12 protein-coding genes are annotated in these 14,401 nt (G+C 68.9%); 5 read left to right on the plus strand and 7 right to left on the minus strand.

The window, feature by feature from the left end; genetic code table 11:
* Together V7Q42_RS17550 and V7Q42_RS17555 are read left to right on the plus strand one after the other, a co-directional pair.
* A partial coding sequence (locus V7Q42_RS17550; RefSeq protein WP_333825408.1) for an exodeoxyribonuclease III occupies positions 1 to 407 on the plus strand: 407 nt, incomplete at its 5' end.
* Positions 408 to 450: 43 nt separating this feature from the next.
* Positions 451 to 927, plus strand: a complete 477-nt coding sequence (locus tag V7Q42_RS17555) for a GFA family protein (protein ID WP_333825409.1) — start codon at positions 451 to 453, stop codon at positions 925 to 927.
* A gap of 143 nt (positions 928 to 1,070) precedes the next feature.
* Here V7Q42_RS17555 and V7Q42_RS17560 read toward each other — a convergent pair whose 3' ends face one another.
* The 7 genes from V7Q42_RS17560 to V7Q42_RS17590 form a co-directional block, all read right to left on the minus strand.
* Complete coding sequence (locus V7Q42_RS17560; protein WP_333825410.1) at positions 1,071 to 2,042, minus strand: tetratricopeptide repeat protein; 972 nt, start codon at positions 2,040 to 2,042, stop codon at positions 1,071 to 1,073.
* Between the two features lie 697 nt (positions 2,043 to 2,739).
* Positions 2,740 to 5,583 carry a valine--tRNA ligase gene (locus V7Q42_RS17565; RefSeq protein WP_333825411.1) on the minus strand — a complete coding sequence of 948 codons (2,844 nt, stop codon included), beginning with the start codon at positions 5,581 to 5,583 and terminating at the stop codon, positions 2,740 to 2,742.
* 115 nt (positions 5,584 to 5,698) lie between these two features.
* Positions 5,699 to 6,391 (minus strand): aquaporin Z, encoded by a 693-nt coding sequence (aqpZ, locus tag V7Q42_RS17570; protein ID WP_333825412.1) that lies wholly within the window; start codon positions 6,389 to 6,391, stop codon positions 5,699 to 5,701.
* 220 nt (positions 6,392 to 6,611) lie between these two features.
* On the minus strand, positions 6,612 to 7,301 hold the full coding sequence (locus V7Q42_RS17575; protein ID WP_333825413.1) for a PopZ family protein: 690 nt from the start codon (positions 7,299 to 7,301) through the stop codon (positions 6,612 to 6,614).
* A 159-nt stretch (positions 7,302 to 7,460) separates the two neighbouring features.
* Positions 7,461 to 8,849 carry a TolC family outer membrane protein gene (locus V7Q42_RS17580; RefSeq protein ID WP_333825414.1) on the minus strand — a complete coding sequence of 463 codons (1,389 nt, stop codon included), beginning with the start codon at positions 8,847 to 8,849 and terminating at the stop codon, positions 7,461 to 7,463.
* A 253-nt stretch (positions 8,850 to 9,102) separates the two neighbouring features.
* Complete coding sequence (locus tag V7Q42_RS17585; protein ID WP_333825415.1) at positions 9,103 to 9,747, minus strand: protein-L-isoaspartate O-methyltransferase family protein; 645 nt, start codon at positions 9,745 to 9,747, stop codon at positions 9,103 to 9,105.
* Positions 9,748 to 9,873: 126 nt separating this feature from the next.
* On the minus strand, positions 9,874 to 10,599 hold the full coding sequence (locus V7Q42_RS17590) for a CBS domain-containing protein (RefSeq protein WP_333825416.1): 726 nt from the start codon (positions 10,597 to 10,599) through the stop codon (positions 9,874 to 9,876).
* Positions 10,600 to 10,898: 299 nt separating this feature from the next.
* On the opposite strand from V7Q42_RS17590, the gene V7Q42_RS17595 reads away from it, so the two are divergent.
* From V7Q42_RS17595 to V7Q42_RS17605, 3 genes are read left to right on the plus strand one after another with little or no spacing between them, the layout of a single operon-like run.
* Positions 10,899 to 12,254 (plus strand): efflux RND transporter periplasmic adaptor subunit, encoded by a 1,356-nt coding sequence (locus tag V7Q42_RS17595; RefSeq protein ID WP_333825417.1) that lies wholly within the window; start codon positions 10,899 to 10,901, stop codon positions 12,252 to 12,254.
* Complete coding sequence (locus tag V7Q42_RS17600) at positions 12,254 to 13,480, plus strand: ABC transporter permease (protein WP_333825418.1); 1,227 nt, start codon at positions 12,254 to 12,256, stop codon at positions 13,478 to 13,480. Before V7Q42_RS17595 ends, V7Q42_RS17600 begins: the two co-directional genes overlap by 1 nt.
* A complete protein-coding gene (locus V7Q42_RS17605) occupies positions 13,473 to 14,192 on the plus strand; it encodes an ABC transporter ATP-binding protein (RefSeq protein ID WP_333825419.1) in 720 nt (239 codons plus the stop codon). The genes V7Q42_RS17600 and V7Q42_RS17605 overlap by 8 nt, the downstream gene beginning before the upstream one ends.
* The last annotated feature ends 209 nt before the right edge of the window (positions 14,193 to 14,401 follow it).

The raw sequence follows: 14,401 nt of genomic DNA on the forward strand, positions 1-14,401 counted from the left end.
GCTGGATGAAGCGGCTCGAGGCCCACGCGAAGGCTCGTCTCGCCCTCGAGGAGCCTTTCCTCCTGATGGGCGACTACAACGTCATCCCCGAGCCGCTCGACGCCCGGACGCCGAAGAACTGGCTCGGCGACGCGCTGTTCCAGCCGGAGAGCCGCGAGGCCTGGCGCCGCCTCCTCGGCCTCGGCCTCACCGATTGTCTGCGCGCCTCGACCGATGCCCAGGTCTTCACCTTCTGGGACTATCAGGCCGGCGCCTGGCAGAGGAACGAGGGCATCCGCATCGACCATGTGCTGGCGAGCCCGCAGGCCGCCGACCGGTTGAAGGGCGTCGGCGTCGACAAACACGTGCGCGGCTGGGACAAGCCCTCCGACCACGTGCCCGTCTGGGTGGAACTCGACGTCGGCTGAGGCCGGGCGCCCCGAGGCTTTTGCCGACGATGAAGAGGTGCACATGGCGCGGGATCGTATCGACGGCGGCTGTCTGTGCGGCGGGATCCGCTACCATCTCGCTCGCGTGCCGACCGACGTCGCCCATTGCCACTGCCGCATCTGCCGCCGCTCGGCGGGCGCGCCCTTCGTGACCTGGACGACGGTGGCGCGCGCCGATCTGACCGTCACCGGCGAGCTCAGCTGGTTCCGCTCCTCGACGCTGGCGAAACGCGGCTTCTGCCCGACCTGCGGCACCCAGCTGTTCTTCGCTCAGGAGGTCGTCGACGCGAAGGCCGACGCCGCCACCACCGCCCTCCCCCTCGCCGATGCGCCGCCGGCCGATCCGCGCGGCGCCGCGACCATCGACGTCACCGTCGCCTCGCTCGACGAACCCGACCGCGTCCGCCCGACCCGCAACATCTGGGTCGGCTCCCGCCTCGCCTTCCTGCACGGCTTCGACGCAGCCCTCCCCGACCACCCCGACGAGGGTGAATCGTAGCGTGCGATGAGCGACGCGAATTGCACCGGTCGCCCCCCCGAGGGGCGACCGGCGCGATCCGCGCTCCGCCGGAAAACGAAAAAGGCCGGCGCGCCTCTCGGCGCCCGGCCTCCGGATGCGCAGGTCGGCTCGCGCCGAACCCGTCACTGATTTCCCGCTTTGGCGATCCAATCCTGCGCCTGGGCGACGCCGAGGCGGCGCTCCTGCTCGCTCGCCACCGAGAAGGCCTGCTCCTGGGCGTCGCGGATCCAGTCCTCGCTCACGGCGTGGGCGTTGGCGCGCGCCACCGTCAGCCACATCAGCCCCTGCGCCGGACGGCGCGGCATGTCGTCGTCGCCGGTGAACAGCAACTGTCCGAGCAGCGCCTGAGCGCCGACGTGACCCTTCTTGGCCGCCACCTTGAGCCAGCGCGCCGCCTGCTTGGGGTCGCGCTCCTTCGACGCGGCGTCGAGATAGAGGCGGCCGAGATTGAACTGGGCGTCGGCATCGCCGAAGTAGGAGGCGGCGTAGGTGTAGATCTCCCGCGCCTTCTGCACGTTCGGACGGATCGCGGTGTTCTCGACACCCTTGAGATAGTAGCCGCCGAGCGCCACGAAGGCCGAGGCGACGAAAGCCGACTGCGGGCTCGTCGGACTGTCGTCGGCGTGGTTGTTGGCGACCTGATTGTAGAACTCGAAGGCCTTGGCGTCGTTCGCCGGCACACCGTCGCCGGTCTGATAGATGCGGCCGAGCTTCCACTGGGCGATCGGATGGCCGCTCTCCGCGGCGCGCTTGAGCTGCTCGATCGCCGCCTTGCGATCACCCTCGTAATAGAGGCGCGTCCCGGCGCGGAAGGCTTCGCTGGCGTTGATGGCGTTGCCGGCGACCGTCGGCCCGATCAGCTTCGGCGAGATCCCCGGCGGCAGCTGCGACAGCACCGGCGCGGGCGGCGCCGGGATGGCCGTCGGCGTCACCGGCAGCGGCGCCAGCGCCTGCACCGTCGGGATCAGCGGCTCGTCGTCCGCCACCCGGGCATTGGGATCGAGCGCCGACGCGGTGGTGGCCGACAAGGCCACGGCCGCGGTCAACAGACCGAAACGAAGGAACGTTCCACACCACATGACCGTTCTCGTCATCGTCCCGAACTCCCCGTCGACGCGACGGCGCCTGCCGCCGACAGGCGACGGGCCACACGTGGAGGATCGTTCGGGCATCTCGTTCATGATCCGCCACCGCAAACCGGGCGTCGGCCGATCCGAAACTGTTCGCCTCGTCTCCCCGCTGCACGGGGTCGAGGCTTTCATCATCAGGAGATAGGCGTCGTTTCCGGCGAAACTCGGGCCGGAAACGGGTCTTGTCTCGACAGCGGGCGACGAAGACGTCGACGGGTCGCACAACACGCCGGCCGGCCACACGGATCCCCGTACCGCCACCTCGACGATGTCGCGTCCCTTCGGCCGATCGACATCCACGCCACGCGTCTGCGAACCCAAGTCGGCTCTCCTCACCCTGCCCGGGATCCATCCCGGACGATCGCACGCTGGGTTCCATTTGTGACCGGAAAGCGGCGCGATCCCCCTGTCGAAAGCTCGGAGAAATTCATTGAAAATCGGTGTTGCAGTTTCGACACGGGAGTATCGCCGCACCTCCCGCCGCGACATGGTGAACGCCGCCTTCCCGATCTCCCATCGTCGATTGTGACGACGTCGCGTCAACCGACTGCTTTTCTACCGATGAGTGTGTGATCGACCGATCGACCGGCAGCCCCCCCCGAAAACGCACGAGGCCGGAGCTCGCGCCCCGGCCTCGTACGATTCCGATGCGGAAGAGCACTCACCCCAGGCGCGCCAGCGCCTCTTCGACCTTGGCGCGGCGGGCGACGTATTCCTCGCGCTTCTCGCGGTTCTCTTCCACGACCTCTTCCTTGGCCTTGGCCATGAACTGCGGGTTCGAGAACATCTTGTCGATGCGGCCGATCTCCTGGGTGGCCTTCTCGACCTCCTTCTCCAGGCGCTTGCGCTCGGCCGAGACGTCGATGACGCCCTCGAGCGGCAGGCACACCGTCGCCTCGTCGACGACGATCTGTGCCGAGGCCTTCGGCGCCGCGTCGGCGACCGAGATCTCCGAGATGCGGGCGAGCCGCAGGATCGCCGCCTCGTGGGTGGCGAGCCAGCCGCGGGTCTTCTCCGGGGCCCCGACCACCACCAGCGGGATCTGCGCCGCCGCCGGCACGTTCATCTCCGAGCGCACCGAGCGAATCTCGGTGATCATCCCGACCAGCCAGTCGATCTCGTCGGCGGCCTCCGAGTGGGTCACGCCGGTCCGCGGCCATTCGGTCAGCACCAGCAGGTCGGCGCGGCGGATGCCCGCCTCCTCCGCCGTCTTCGCCCACAGCTCTTCGGTGATGAAGGGCATGAAGGGATGAAGGAGCTTGAGGATCTCGTCGAGGACATGGGCGCAGGTCGCCCGGGTCTCGTCCTTGAGCGCCTGATCGTCGCCGAGGAAGATCGGCTTGGCGAGTTCGAGATACCAGTCGCAGAACGAGTTCCACACGAAGCGATAGGCCGCCCCCGCCGCGTCGTTGAAGCGATAGGCCTCGAGCGCCTGGGTGACGCCCTCGACTGCGCGGGCGAGTTCGGTGGCGATCCAGCGGTTGAGCGTGCCCTTCGCCGCAGCCGGCTCGAAGTCGGAGACGCAGACACAACCGTTCATCTCGGCGAAGCGGGCGGCGTTCCACAGCTTGGTCGCGAAGTTGCGATAGCCGGCGACCCGCGCCTTGGCGAGCTTGATGTCGCGGCCCTGCGCCGCCATGGCGGCCAGCGTGAAGCGCAGCGCATCGGCGCCGAACTCGTCGATCAGGTCGAGCGGATCGATGACGTTGCCCTTCGACTTCGACATCTTCTGCCCCTTCTCGTCACGGACGAGGGCATGGATGTAGACGTCCTTGAAGGGGATCACCGGGTTCCCGGCCTCGTCCTTCATGAAGTGCAGGCCCATCATCATCATCCGGGCGACCCAGAAGAAGATGATGTCGAAGCCGGTGACCAGCACCGAGGTCGGATAGTAGCGGGCGAGCTCCGGCGTCGCCTCGGGCCAACCGAGGGTGGAGAACGGCCACAGCGCCGAAGAGAACCACGTGTCGAGCACGTCCTCGTCGCGGGTGAGGAAACCCGCCGGCCCGTTCGCCCGGAGATCCGCCGCCTTGGCCGCGTCGATCATGCCGCGCGTCAGATAGTGCGGGATCGCCGCGTCGAGCGCCTCGGCCTCGTCGTGGGCGACGAACACCTCACCGTCCGGCCCGTACCACGCCGGGATCTGATGGCCCCACCACAGCTGGCGCGACACGCACCACGGCTGGATGTTCTCCATCCACTGGTAATAGGTGTTCTCCCAGTTCTTCGGCACGAAGGTGGTGCGGCCGTCGCGCACCGCGGCGATCGCCTCCTTGGCCAGCTCGCCGGCGTTGACGTACCACTGGTCGGTCAGGAACGGCTCGATCACCACGTGGGAGCGGTCGCCGTGCGGCACCGTGTGGGTGTTGGGCTCGATCTTGTCGAGGAGCCCGCGCCGCGCCATCGCCTCGACGACGTGCTTGCGCGCACTGTCGCGATCCTTGCCGTCGAGCAGCATCTCCAGCACCTGCGCGCCGAAGACATAGGCGACCGGGGTATCGGCCTCCTCGCCCTCCTTCGGCTCCGGCGCGCCGGAGAGCTCCTGTCCGTGGCCGGTGTCGGCCCAGAAGGCCTCGTTGCCGGAAAGCGCGATGTGCGCCTTGCGGTCGAGGACGTTGATCATCGCCAGGCCGTGGCGCTTGCCGACCTCGAAGTCGTTGAAGTCGTGCGCCGGGGTGATCTTCACCGCGCCGGTGCCCTTCTCGGGGTCCGAATATTCGTCGGCGACGATCGGAATGCGCCGGCCGACCAGCGGCAGGATGACGTACTTGCCGACGAGATCGGTGTAGCGCTCGTCGTCGGGATGGACCGCCACCGCCGTGTCGCCGAGCATCGTCTCGGGGCGCGTCGTCGCCACCGTGACGAAGCGGCCGGGCTCACTCTCGACCGGGTACTTGAAGTGCCAATAGGCGCCCTTGACCTCGACCTGCATCACCTCGAGATCGGAGATGGCGGTCTCGAAATGCGGGTCCCAGTTGACCAGCCGCTTGTCGCGGTAGATCAGCCCGGCCCGGTGCAGCTCGACGAAGACCTTGAGCACGGCCTCGGACAGGCCGGCGTCCATGGTGAAGCGCTCGCGCGACCAGTCGCAGGACGCGCCCAGCCGCTTCAGCTGATTGACGATGGTGCCGCCCGATTCGGCCTTCCACGCCCAGACCTTCTCGAGGAACGCCTCGCGGCCGATCTCGCGCCGGCCCGGCTCCTGGCGCTGCGCCATCTGGCGTTCGACCACCATCTGCGTGGCGATGCCCGCATGGTCGGTGCCCGGCTGCCACAGCACGTCCTTGCCGCGCATCCGCTCGAACCGCACCAACACGTCCTGCAGCGTGTTGTTGAGCGCATGGCCCATGTGCAGGGAGCCGGTGACGTTCGGCGGCGGGATGACGATCGAATAGGGCGCGGCCCCCGGCTTCGCGCCGGCTCCGGCGGCGAAGGCTTTTCCCTCGTCCCAAGCGGCGGAGATGCGGGGTTCGACCGCGGCGGCCTCGTAGGTTTTTTCGAGCATGACGGTTCCGGAACGCGATTTGGCCGGCGCTACGGCCGGCTCTGGGAGGTGCGCTCGTTGAACCTCGAGGGGCCGGGGGTGTCAACCTCGTCCGACCCCTCGAGAGACGCGGAACTCAGGCTTTTTCGGCGAGCAGCGACTTGTGGATCACGCCGCCGATCAGACCGCCGACGATCGGCGCCACCCAGAACAGCCACAGCTGCTGGATCGCCCAGCCGCCGACGAACACCGCCGGTCCCATCGACCGCGCCGGATTGACCGAGGTGTTGGTCACCGGGATCGAGATCAGGTGGATCAACGTCAGGGCGAGGCCGATGGCGATCGGCGCGAAACCGGCCGGAACCCGCGCCTCGGTCGAGCCGAGGATGATCAGCAGGAAGACCGCGGTCAGCACCACTTCGATCACCAGCGCCGAGACGAGCCCGTAGCCGCCCGGCGAATGCTCGCCGTAGCCGTTGGAGGCGAAACCGCCGGCGAGCGAGAAGTCGGCCTTGCCCGAGGCGACGACGAAGAGCACCGCCGCGGCCGCGACCGCGCCGATCACCTGCGCCACGACATAAGGAACGAACTCGCTCCACGAGAAGCGGCCGGCGATCGCCAGACCGGCGGAGACCGCCGGATTGAAATGGCCGCCCGAGACGGGGCCGAAGGCATAGGCGCCGGTCAGCACCGTCAGCCCGAAGGCCAGCGATACGCCGACGAAGCCGATGCCGAGCTGCGGGAAGGCGGCGGCCAACACCGCCGATCCGCAGCCGCCGAACACCAGCCAGAAAGTTCCGAGAAATTCCGCGATCAATTTGCGCGACATGGGGTCCCCCGCGACGATGCGGCGATCACGACAGTCCGGCGGACGTGGATCGCGACGCGTGACGCCATTCGATCACGCGCACGTTGCGTCGTGATTGCGTCGCGCGTTTCGTCGTCGTGTCGTCGTCGAGAGGGCGGACGTCGCCGAAGCATCGACGACCGATCGGCGCGGCCGACCGGGATCGTCTCGCCGGGCCCCTCGGCGCGCCGCGCAGGAGACGTCACCGACCGCGGGTGACGCGCTCGATCTCGGCCTTGACCAGCCGCTCGACCATCGGCGGCAGGTTCTGGTCGAGCCACGCCTTGAGCATCGGCCGGAGCATGTCCTGGACGAGGTCCTCCAGGGTGCGGGCGTTACGGTTGAGCACGGTGAGGGCGAGATCGTTGAAGGCGGAGGAAACGAGCCCCTCGGTCGCCTGCGAGATCAACGGCGCGGCCTCCGGCGCCTCCGCGACGAAGGCCGGTTCGGGCCGCGGCGGCGGGGCCGGCGCGCGCACCGTCACCGGCGCGGGCTCGGGGCGCGGCGGCGGGGCGCGGACCGGTTCGGGCTCGGGCTCGGGCTCCATCTCGAACGTCGGTTCGGGATCCGGCTCGAACGCCGCTTCGGCGACCTCGGGCGCCTCGGCGGCGATGTCCTCGAAGGCGACGTCGGTCGCCTCGCCGAAGCCCTCGACCAGCGGCGGATCTTCCGGACCGATCTCCTCGGTCAGCTCCAACACGTCCTCTTCGTCTTCCTCGTCGTCGCCGGCGGAGGAGAAGAGTTTGTCGAGATCATCCTCCGAGATGGTTTCGTCGAGCGCCGGCGCCTTCGCGGCCGCTCCTTTGGGAGCGGTCTCCTCGTCCGCGATGATCTTGCGGATCGAGGCCAGGATCTCCTCCATCGAGGGTTCCTGAGCTTGCGCCTTGGCCATGACTTCCTCCGCCCCACGCCCGGATATGTCGAGGCCCCACCATCCAGGGGATGGGGGCCTCACGCGACACGGATACTATAGATGGGAAGTCGCCGGCCGGAAACGCATCGAACCAGCCCGGGCCGAGTTATCCCCGACGACGACGTGCGCAAGCCCCGATCAACGGCCGTCGGGCGTGCGCAGGCCGATCCACTTGTCCTTGACCGCCTCGTAGTGCTGCGTCGGATCGTAGGACGTCACCTTGAGCCGCAGATGGTCGGCGTCGAGCCGTCCGACCGCCGCCACCAGCTGGAACGACCCGACGATGCGCGAACGTTCGGCGTTGACGAGGTTGGAGCGCGCCGTGATCAGGGCGGTCTGCTGGTTGAGGACGTCGAGCGTCGTCCGCTGGCCGACGCGCTGCTCCTCGATGACGCCGTTGAGGGCGAGCTGCGCCGCTTCGATCTGCGCCCGATAGGCGGCGATCGAGGCGTTGGCCGCCTGCAACATGCCCCAGGCCGAGACGACGTTGGCCCGCACCGTGTCGCGCGCCAGATCGACCTGGATCTTGGCCGCGCCGAGCTGCTCCTTGGCCTGACGGATCTTGGCGTATTCGCCGCCGCCCTGATAGATCGGCACCGACAGCTGGAGGCCGATGCGGGCGTCGTTCATCGTCTTGTAGCTGGTGTTGTCCCAGTTGCGACTCACCGAGCCCTGCACGCCGAGTTGGGGCAGCAACGCACCTTCCAGGTACTTCACGTTGAAGGTGGCGACGTCGACGTTGTGGGAGCCGGCGAGGATCGACGGATTCTCCGACTGCGCCGCCGACACCGCCCCTTCCATCGACTTCGGAAGCAGCTTGTCGATCGCGTCGGCGCCGGTGAGCTTGCCCGGATCCTTGCCGACCGCCTGACGGAACTCGGCGCGCGACGCGTTGAGCTGGGCCCGCGCCGCGTTGAGCTGCGAGATCGCCAGCTGATAGGTGGCGGTCGCCTGGGCGACGTCGGTCTGCGTGCCCTCGCCGACGCCGAAGCGGTCCTTGGCGGCGCGCACCTGCTCGGTGAGGAACTTGACGTTGCTCTCCTGCAGACCGACCAGCGCGGTGTCGCGGATCACGTCCATGAAGGCGGTCGCCGCGGCGAGCAGGACGGTCTGCTCGGCCGTGCGCAGCAACTCGCGTTGCGCCCGGACCGACGACTTGGCCTGCGCCTTGCCGGCATCGATCTGACCGCCGGCGTAGATCGGCTGCACCAACGTGATGGAGGTCGTGATCGGATGGAGCTGATAACGAGTGGCGGTCGAGCCGAAGATGCTCGGACGCGAGGTGATCAGCGTGTCGGAGAGGCCGTAGCTGGCGGCGCCGTTGATCTTCGGCCGCCCGGCCGACGCGGCGATGCCGATGCCCTCGTCGGCGGCACGCGTGTCGGCGCGCGCGGCGTTGAGCTGCGGATGGTTGTTGTAGGCGAGCGCCAGCGCTTCGCTCAACGATTGTGCTCTGCCGGCGACGGACGAGCCGGCGAGAACGATCGAGCCGACGAAACCGGCGATGACCCCACGACGAAATTGCACGACGACACTCCTCGTCTCGATCCACGAATCGACGGCGCGCTCTCATCGCCGACCGCGAGCGAACGCCCTAACGAACAGTTAAATGGGCGACTTGGCAAATCGTTGAAGCCAGCGAGCCGCCTCGATCGGCGAGATTTCCCCCGCCTGCGGCACGATGGCAACAGCCGCGACGCCCTCACCGGACGTCACCTCGCACCCCGCGCGAACCACGTTCGGCGGGCCTCGACGGGGTTACACGATCCCCGGACCGGTGTCAGAGGGCGAATTCCCGCACCCGAGCGAACCCGGGCAGCGGCATCGCCGGCACGTTGAAGACGAAGCGGGACGAGACCGTCCCGCTCGACTTGACCGTCACCGTGGCGCGACCGGTCTGGCCGGTGCCTTCGACCGCGACGATACGTCCGCCCTCGGCCACCTGTGCCAGGAAGGCGTCGGGCACCACCTCGACGGATCCGTCGAAGAGGACGAGGTCGTAGGGTCCCTTCGCGGCGCATCCGGCCGAAAGCGGCCCGCGCACCACCGCGACGTCGCGGCCGGCGAGCGCCGCTTCCGCCTTCGCCGCGAGATCGGCGTTCTCCTCGACCATCACCACGGAGGCGCCGAGTTCGGCGACGATCGCCGCCGAATAGCCGGTGTTGCCGCCGACGATCAGCACCTTCTCGCCCGGCTGGGGCGCGGCGAGCTGGACGACCTTGGCCAGCGGCGCCGGCTGCATCACGAAGCGGCCGTCCGCGACCCGGACGGGGCGGTCGATATAGGCGAGCGCCACCATCTCCGCCGGTACGAAGGCCTCGCGGCCCACCGTCGAGAAGGCGTCGATCACGGCGTGATCGGTGACGTCGACGGTGCGGATCTGGTTGTCCACCATCGTCTTGCGCTGATCGGCGAAAACGCTCATAGGCTCCCCCGCACTCGCTGGCCCGGCATGCGCGACGGCCCACCGCCGTCGGGGCTTCAATAGCCCCGGCGTCGAGGCGAGACAATAGGTCGCTCGGACGATACGGCGCGAGCCGGGCGGAGAGCCTCAGCCCTCGCGATCTCCCGGCGCGCTCACCACCGTGCCGGAGAACGGCTCGACCCACACCAGGTGATCGACGATCGCCTTCACGCCGGGAACGTTCTCCACCGCCACCCGAATCGCCTCGCGTTGACGCTCGTCGAGAATCGATCCCCACAGCTCGACCGAACCGTTCACGGCGCGAATGTCGAGCGAGGTCGCCGGCGCCCAGCTCTGGCCGGCGAGAACCGCGCGGATCCTCTCCACCAGTTCGGCGTCGCCCACGTCGCCGGTCACGACCGGCACCGCGGCGAAGGCGCCCGAGAGCGCGCGCAGCACGTCGGCGCGAGACACCACGCCGACGAGGGTCCCGCCGTCGACCACCGGCAGGCGCTTCACCCGCTTGTCGATCATCGTCTCGACCACCTCGTCGAGCCCCGCCGTGGGCAGGACGGTGATCGGGCTGCGCGTCATCACCTCTTCGACCCGCCGGCCGTGCGACTGGACGAAGTCCTCCGCCGAGCGGCCGGGACCGAACAGGAATTCGAGCCATTTCGCCCGCTTCTTCTCGGTGCCGAGTTCGGCCCGGGCCAGAAGGTCGCCCTCGGTGATCACGCCGACCAGATGGCCGGCTTCGTCGACCACCGGCAGCCCGCTGACCCGAGCCTCGAGCATCGACCGGACGGCTTCGGCGACCGACGCCTGCGGCGAGATCGTCGTCGGATTGCTGGTCATCACCTCGTCGGCGCGCATGATCGAATCCTCCTCGCCTGTCGGCCTCGGCCCACACCACCGGCGTCGCCGGCCTTCGATGGAAATCTAGGCGGCGCCCCGTGTCGAGGGGATCGGGGAGAGCGCGTAACCGCCATGCGGTTGCGGTCGATCAATGCCGACCGGTGCGATCGGGTGTCCGATCGTGGGCGAACGGGGGAAGAACGAGGATCGACGCAGAAGCCGCGTCCGAACGGGCCGAGGCGGGTGTCGAGCCACGATCATGATCGCAGCCGAGCGCCGAGGGACATCTTCTCGGCGAACAAGGATGAGTTCACACGGTGCCCACCACTCCCGGACGTTCGCTCTTCGGCCGCATCCTACGCTGGATCCTTCTCGCCGGCGTCGTCGCGCTCCTCGCCTTCGGTGCGATCGAGCTCGCCCTCGGCCCGCGTGTCACCGTGGTCACGCCGCAGCGTGGCGAAGTGGTACGCACCATCGTCGCCACCGGCCGCGTCCTCGCCCCCTACCGCGTCGACATCGGCTCGCAGGTGACGGGCACCGTCGCCGAGATCCCCGTCGCCGAAGGACAGACCGTGGCGCGCGATCAGGTGTTGATCCGCCTCGAGGGTCGCGAGGCGGAAGCCAACGTCCAGCTCGCCGAGGCCGCCCTCGCCCAGGCCGAGGCCAAGCTCCGCCAGATCGCCGACGTCACCCTGCCCGTCGCCCGCCAGAACGTCGCCCAGACCGAGGCCAACCTCGTCGCCGCTCAGGCCGCCTTCTCCCGCGTCGACAAGCTGAAACAGACCGGCTTCGCCACCCAGGCGCAGGTCGACGACGCCCGCAAGGCACGCGACGTTGCCGTCGCCCAGTCGCGCGCCGCCCACCTCCAGCTCGAATCGAGCCTGCCCGGCGGCACCGAGCGGGTGATGGCCGAGGCCGCCGTCGCCCAGAGCGAAGCCTCGCTCGCCGCCGCCCGCACCAAACTCGCCTATACGGTCATCACCGCGCCGGCCGCCGGCGTGCTCATCGCCCGCAACGTCGAACGCGGCGACGTGGTCCAGCCGGGCAAGACCCTGATGACCCTGTCGCCGAGCGGCGAGACCCAGGTGGTGGTGCAGATCGACGAGAAGAACATGGGCCTCGTCGCCGTCGGCCAGACCGCACTGGTCTCCGCCGACGCCTACCCCGACGACCGCATCCCGGCCGAACTGATCTACGTCAACCCCTCCGTCGATCCGCAGACCGCCACCGTCCAGGTCAAGCTGCGCCTGCCGAAGCCGCCCCCCTACATCCGCCAGGACATGACGACGTCGGTCGACATCGAGGTGGCGCGCAAACCCGACGCGCTGGTGCTGCCGACCACCGCCGTCCACGATCCGCTGACCCGGCGCGCCTGGGTGCTGGTCGCCGAAGACGATCGTGCCGTACGTCGCCCTGTCGTCGTCGGCCTGAGAGGCGACGGCCGTGTCGAGATCGTCGAAGGCCTCGCCCCCGAGGATCTCGTGATCCCGGTCAGAGCCAAGGTCGAGACCGGCGATCGCGTCCGCGCCGTCGTCGGCGACGCGACGCCGGGGCACGCCGGCGCTGCGAACCGGCCGGACCAGGGCCAAGGTCAGGGTCAGAGTCAGGGCCGTGGCGGCGGCGGCGGCGGCGGGCCGGGCCGTGGCTCGGGCATGGGACGGGGGATGTTCTGATGCGCCGCTGGCTGCCCTTCGAATGGATCGCCGCGGTCCGGTTCCTGCTCGAGGGCCGGATGCAGTCGCTGTTCATCGTCGCCGGCGCCACCATCGGCGTCGGCGTCATCGTCTTCATGTCGGCGATGCTCGAGGGCATGACCTCGAACATGATGCGCCGCATCCTCAACTCGCAGCCGCACATCTCGATGGTACCGCCCGACGAGGTGGCGCGCCCCTTGCGCGACGGCGACACCGCCGTGAACCTCGGCACGGTGCAGCGCCGCACCCAGCGCACTCGCTCGATCGACCAGTGGCAGGCGGTGCGCGTCGATCTCGAGCGCAATCCCGAGATCACCCACGTCGCGCCGGTGGTCACCGGCTCGGTGCTCGCCTCGCGCGGCGTCGCTTCGCGGTCGGTCAACGCCATCGGCATCGAGCCGGATCGCTACTTCGCCATCATCGATCTGCCCGGCGCCATCGCCGCCGGCCAACCGCGCCTCTTCGCCGAGGACGTGGTGATCGGCACCGATCTGGCCAAGGAGCTCGGCGTCGAAGTCGGCGACAAGGTGCGCTTCACCGCGGCGAGCGGCACCATGATGACCCTGACCATCTCGGGCCTCTTCGACCTCGGCAACCGCTTCACCAACCTGCGCAACGTCTACATGGCGCTGCGCACCGGTCAGGCGCTGCTCGGCCTCATCGGCGGCTCGACAGCCATCGAGGTGACGGTCGACGACGTCTACGCGGCGGAAGACGTGGCGAAGGTGCTCCAGGCCACCACCGGGGTCGGCGCCGACAGCTGGATCAAGACCAACGCCCAGTTCTTCAACGTGATGAACATCCAATCGATCTCCAACACCACGATCCGCCTGCTGGTCGGCCTGTCGGTCGCCTTCGGCATCGCGTCCGTGTTGATCGTCTCGGTGGTGCAGCGCTCCAAGGAGATCGGCATCCTGCGCGCCATGGGCGCCTCGCGCGGCCAGATGCTGCGCGTTTTCCTCATCCAGGGCGGCGTGCTCGGCCTGATCGGCTCGATCTTCGGCTCGTCGCTCGGCCTCGTCGCCATCTGGGGCTTCCACGCCATCGCGCGCAATCCCGACGGCAGCGAGTTCTTCCCTCTGATCATCGACTGGTGGCTGCCGGTCTCGGCGGCGGTGATAGCGACGGCGACCGGTGTCGTCGCCGCCGTGACGCCGGCGCTGCGCGCCGCCCGTCTCGACCCGGTGGTGGCGATCCGTGGCTGACCCCGTCCTCGTCCTCGACCAGGTGAAGAAGTCCTACGCCGTCGGCACCGCCGTCGAAGTGGAGGTGCTGCACGGTCTCGATCTCCGGCTGGAACAGGGCGAGTTCGTCGCCCTGATCGGCCCGTCGGGGTCCGGCAAGAGCACGCTGCTCAACCTCATCGGCCTCCTCGACCGGCCGTCCGCCGGCCGCCTGATCCTTCACGGCGAGGACGCCACCACCCTCGACGACTCCGAACTGACCCGCCTGCGCGGACGCGCCATCGGCTTCGTCTTCCAGTACCACTACCTGATCTCCGCCTTCTCCGCGGTGGAGAACGTGGCGATGCCGATGCTGCTCGATCGCGGTTTCCCGACCGATGCGATGTTCGCGCGCGCCGACGAACTGCTCGCCCAGTTCCATCTGTCGCAGTGGCGCAATCAGCCGGTGATGCAGCTCTCCGGCGGTCAGCAGCAGCGCGTCGCCATCGCCCGGGCGCTGGCCATGAACCCGGCGCTGGTGCTCGCCGACGAGCCCACCGGCAACCTCGACACCCGCTCCGCCGACCGCGCCTTCGACCTGATGCGCGAGATCAACGAGACCCGCCGCACCACCTTCCTGGTGGTCACCCACGACCCGCGTCTGGCACGACGCTGCGACCGCATCGTCGAGCTGATCGACGGTCGTTTCACCGCCGATCGGCCCAATGTCGCGGTGCGCGAGGAAGCGGTCTGATCTTTTCCCGATGATGTCACGAATCCGCTGCGTTTCGTTCATCGACGGTTCAGTGGCGCGGCCCGATTTTTCGCGTCGGGCGAGGACCGCGACCGCACATCGGCACATGTCGAACCCGCGTCCGCCCCTCGGACGAAGTCATGCCCGGCCCCCCACGGAAGGCCGCCGGACGCCGACGTCCTCCGAAGGCCTCTCGAGCTCCGAGCGAT

It is taken from the genome of Pinisolibacter sp., from assembly GCF_036782435.1.
Classification (GTDB): domain Bacteria; phylum Pseudomonadota; class Alphaproteobacteria; order Rhizobiales; family Ancalomicrobiaceae; genus CALBKH01.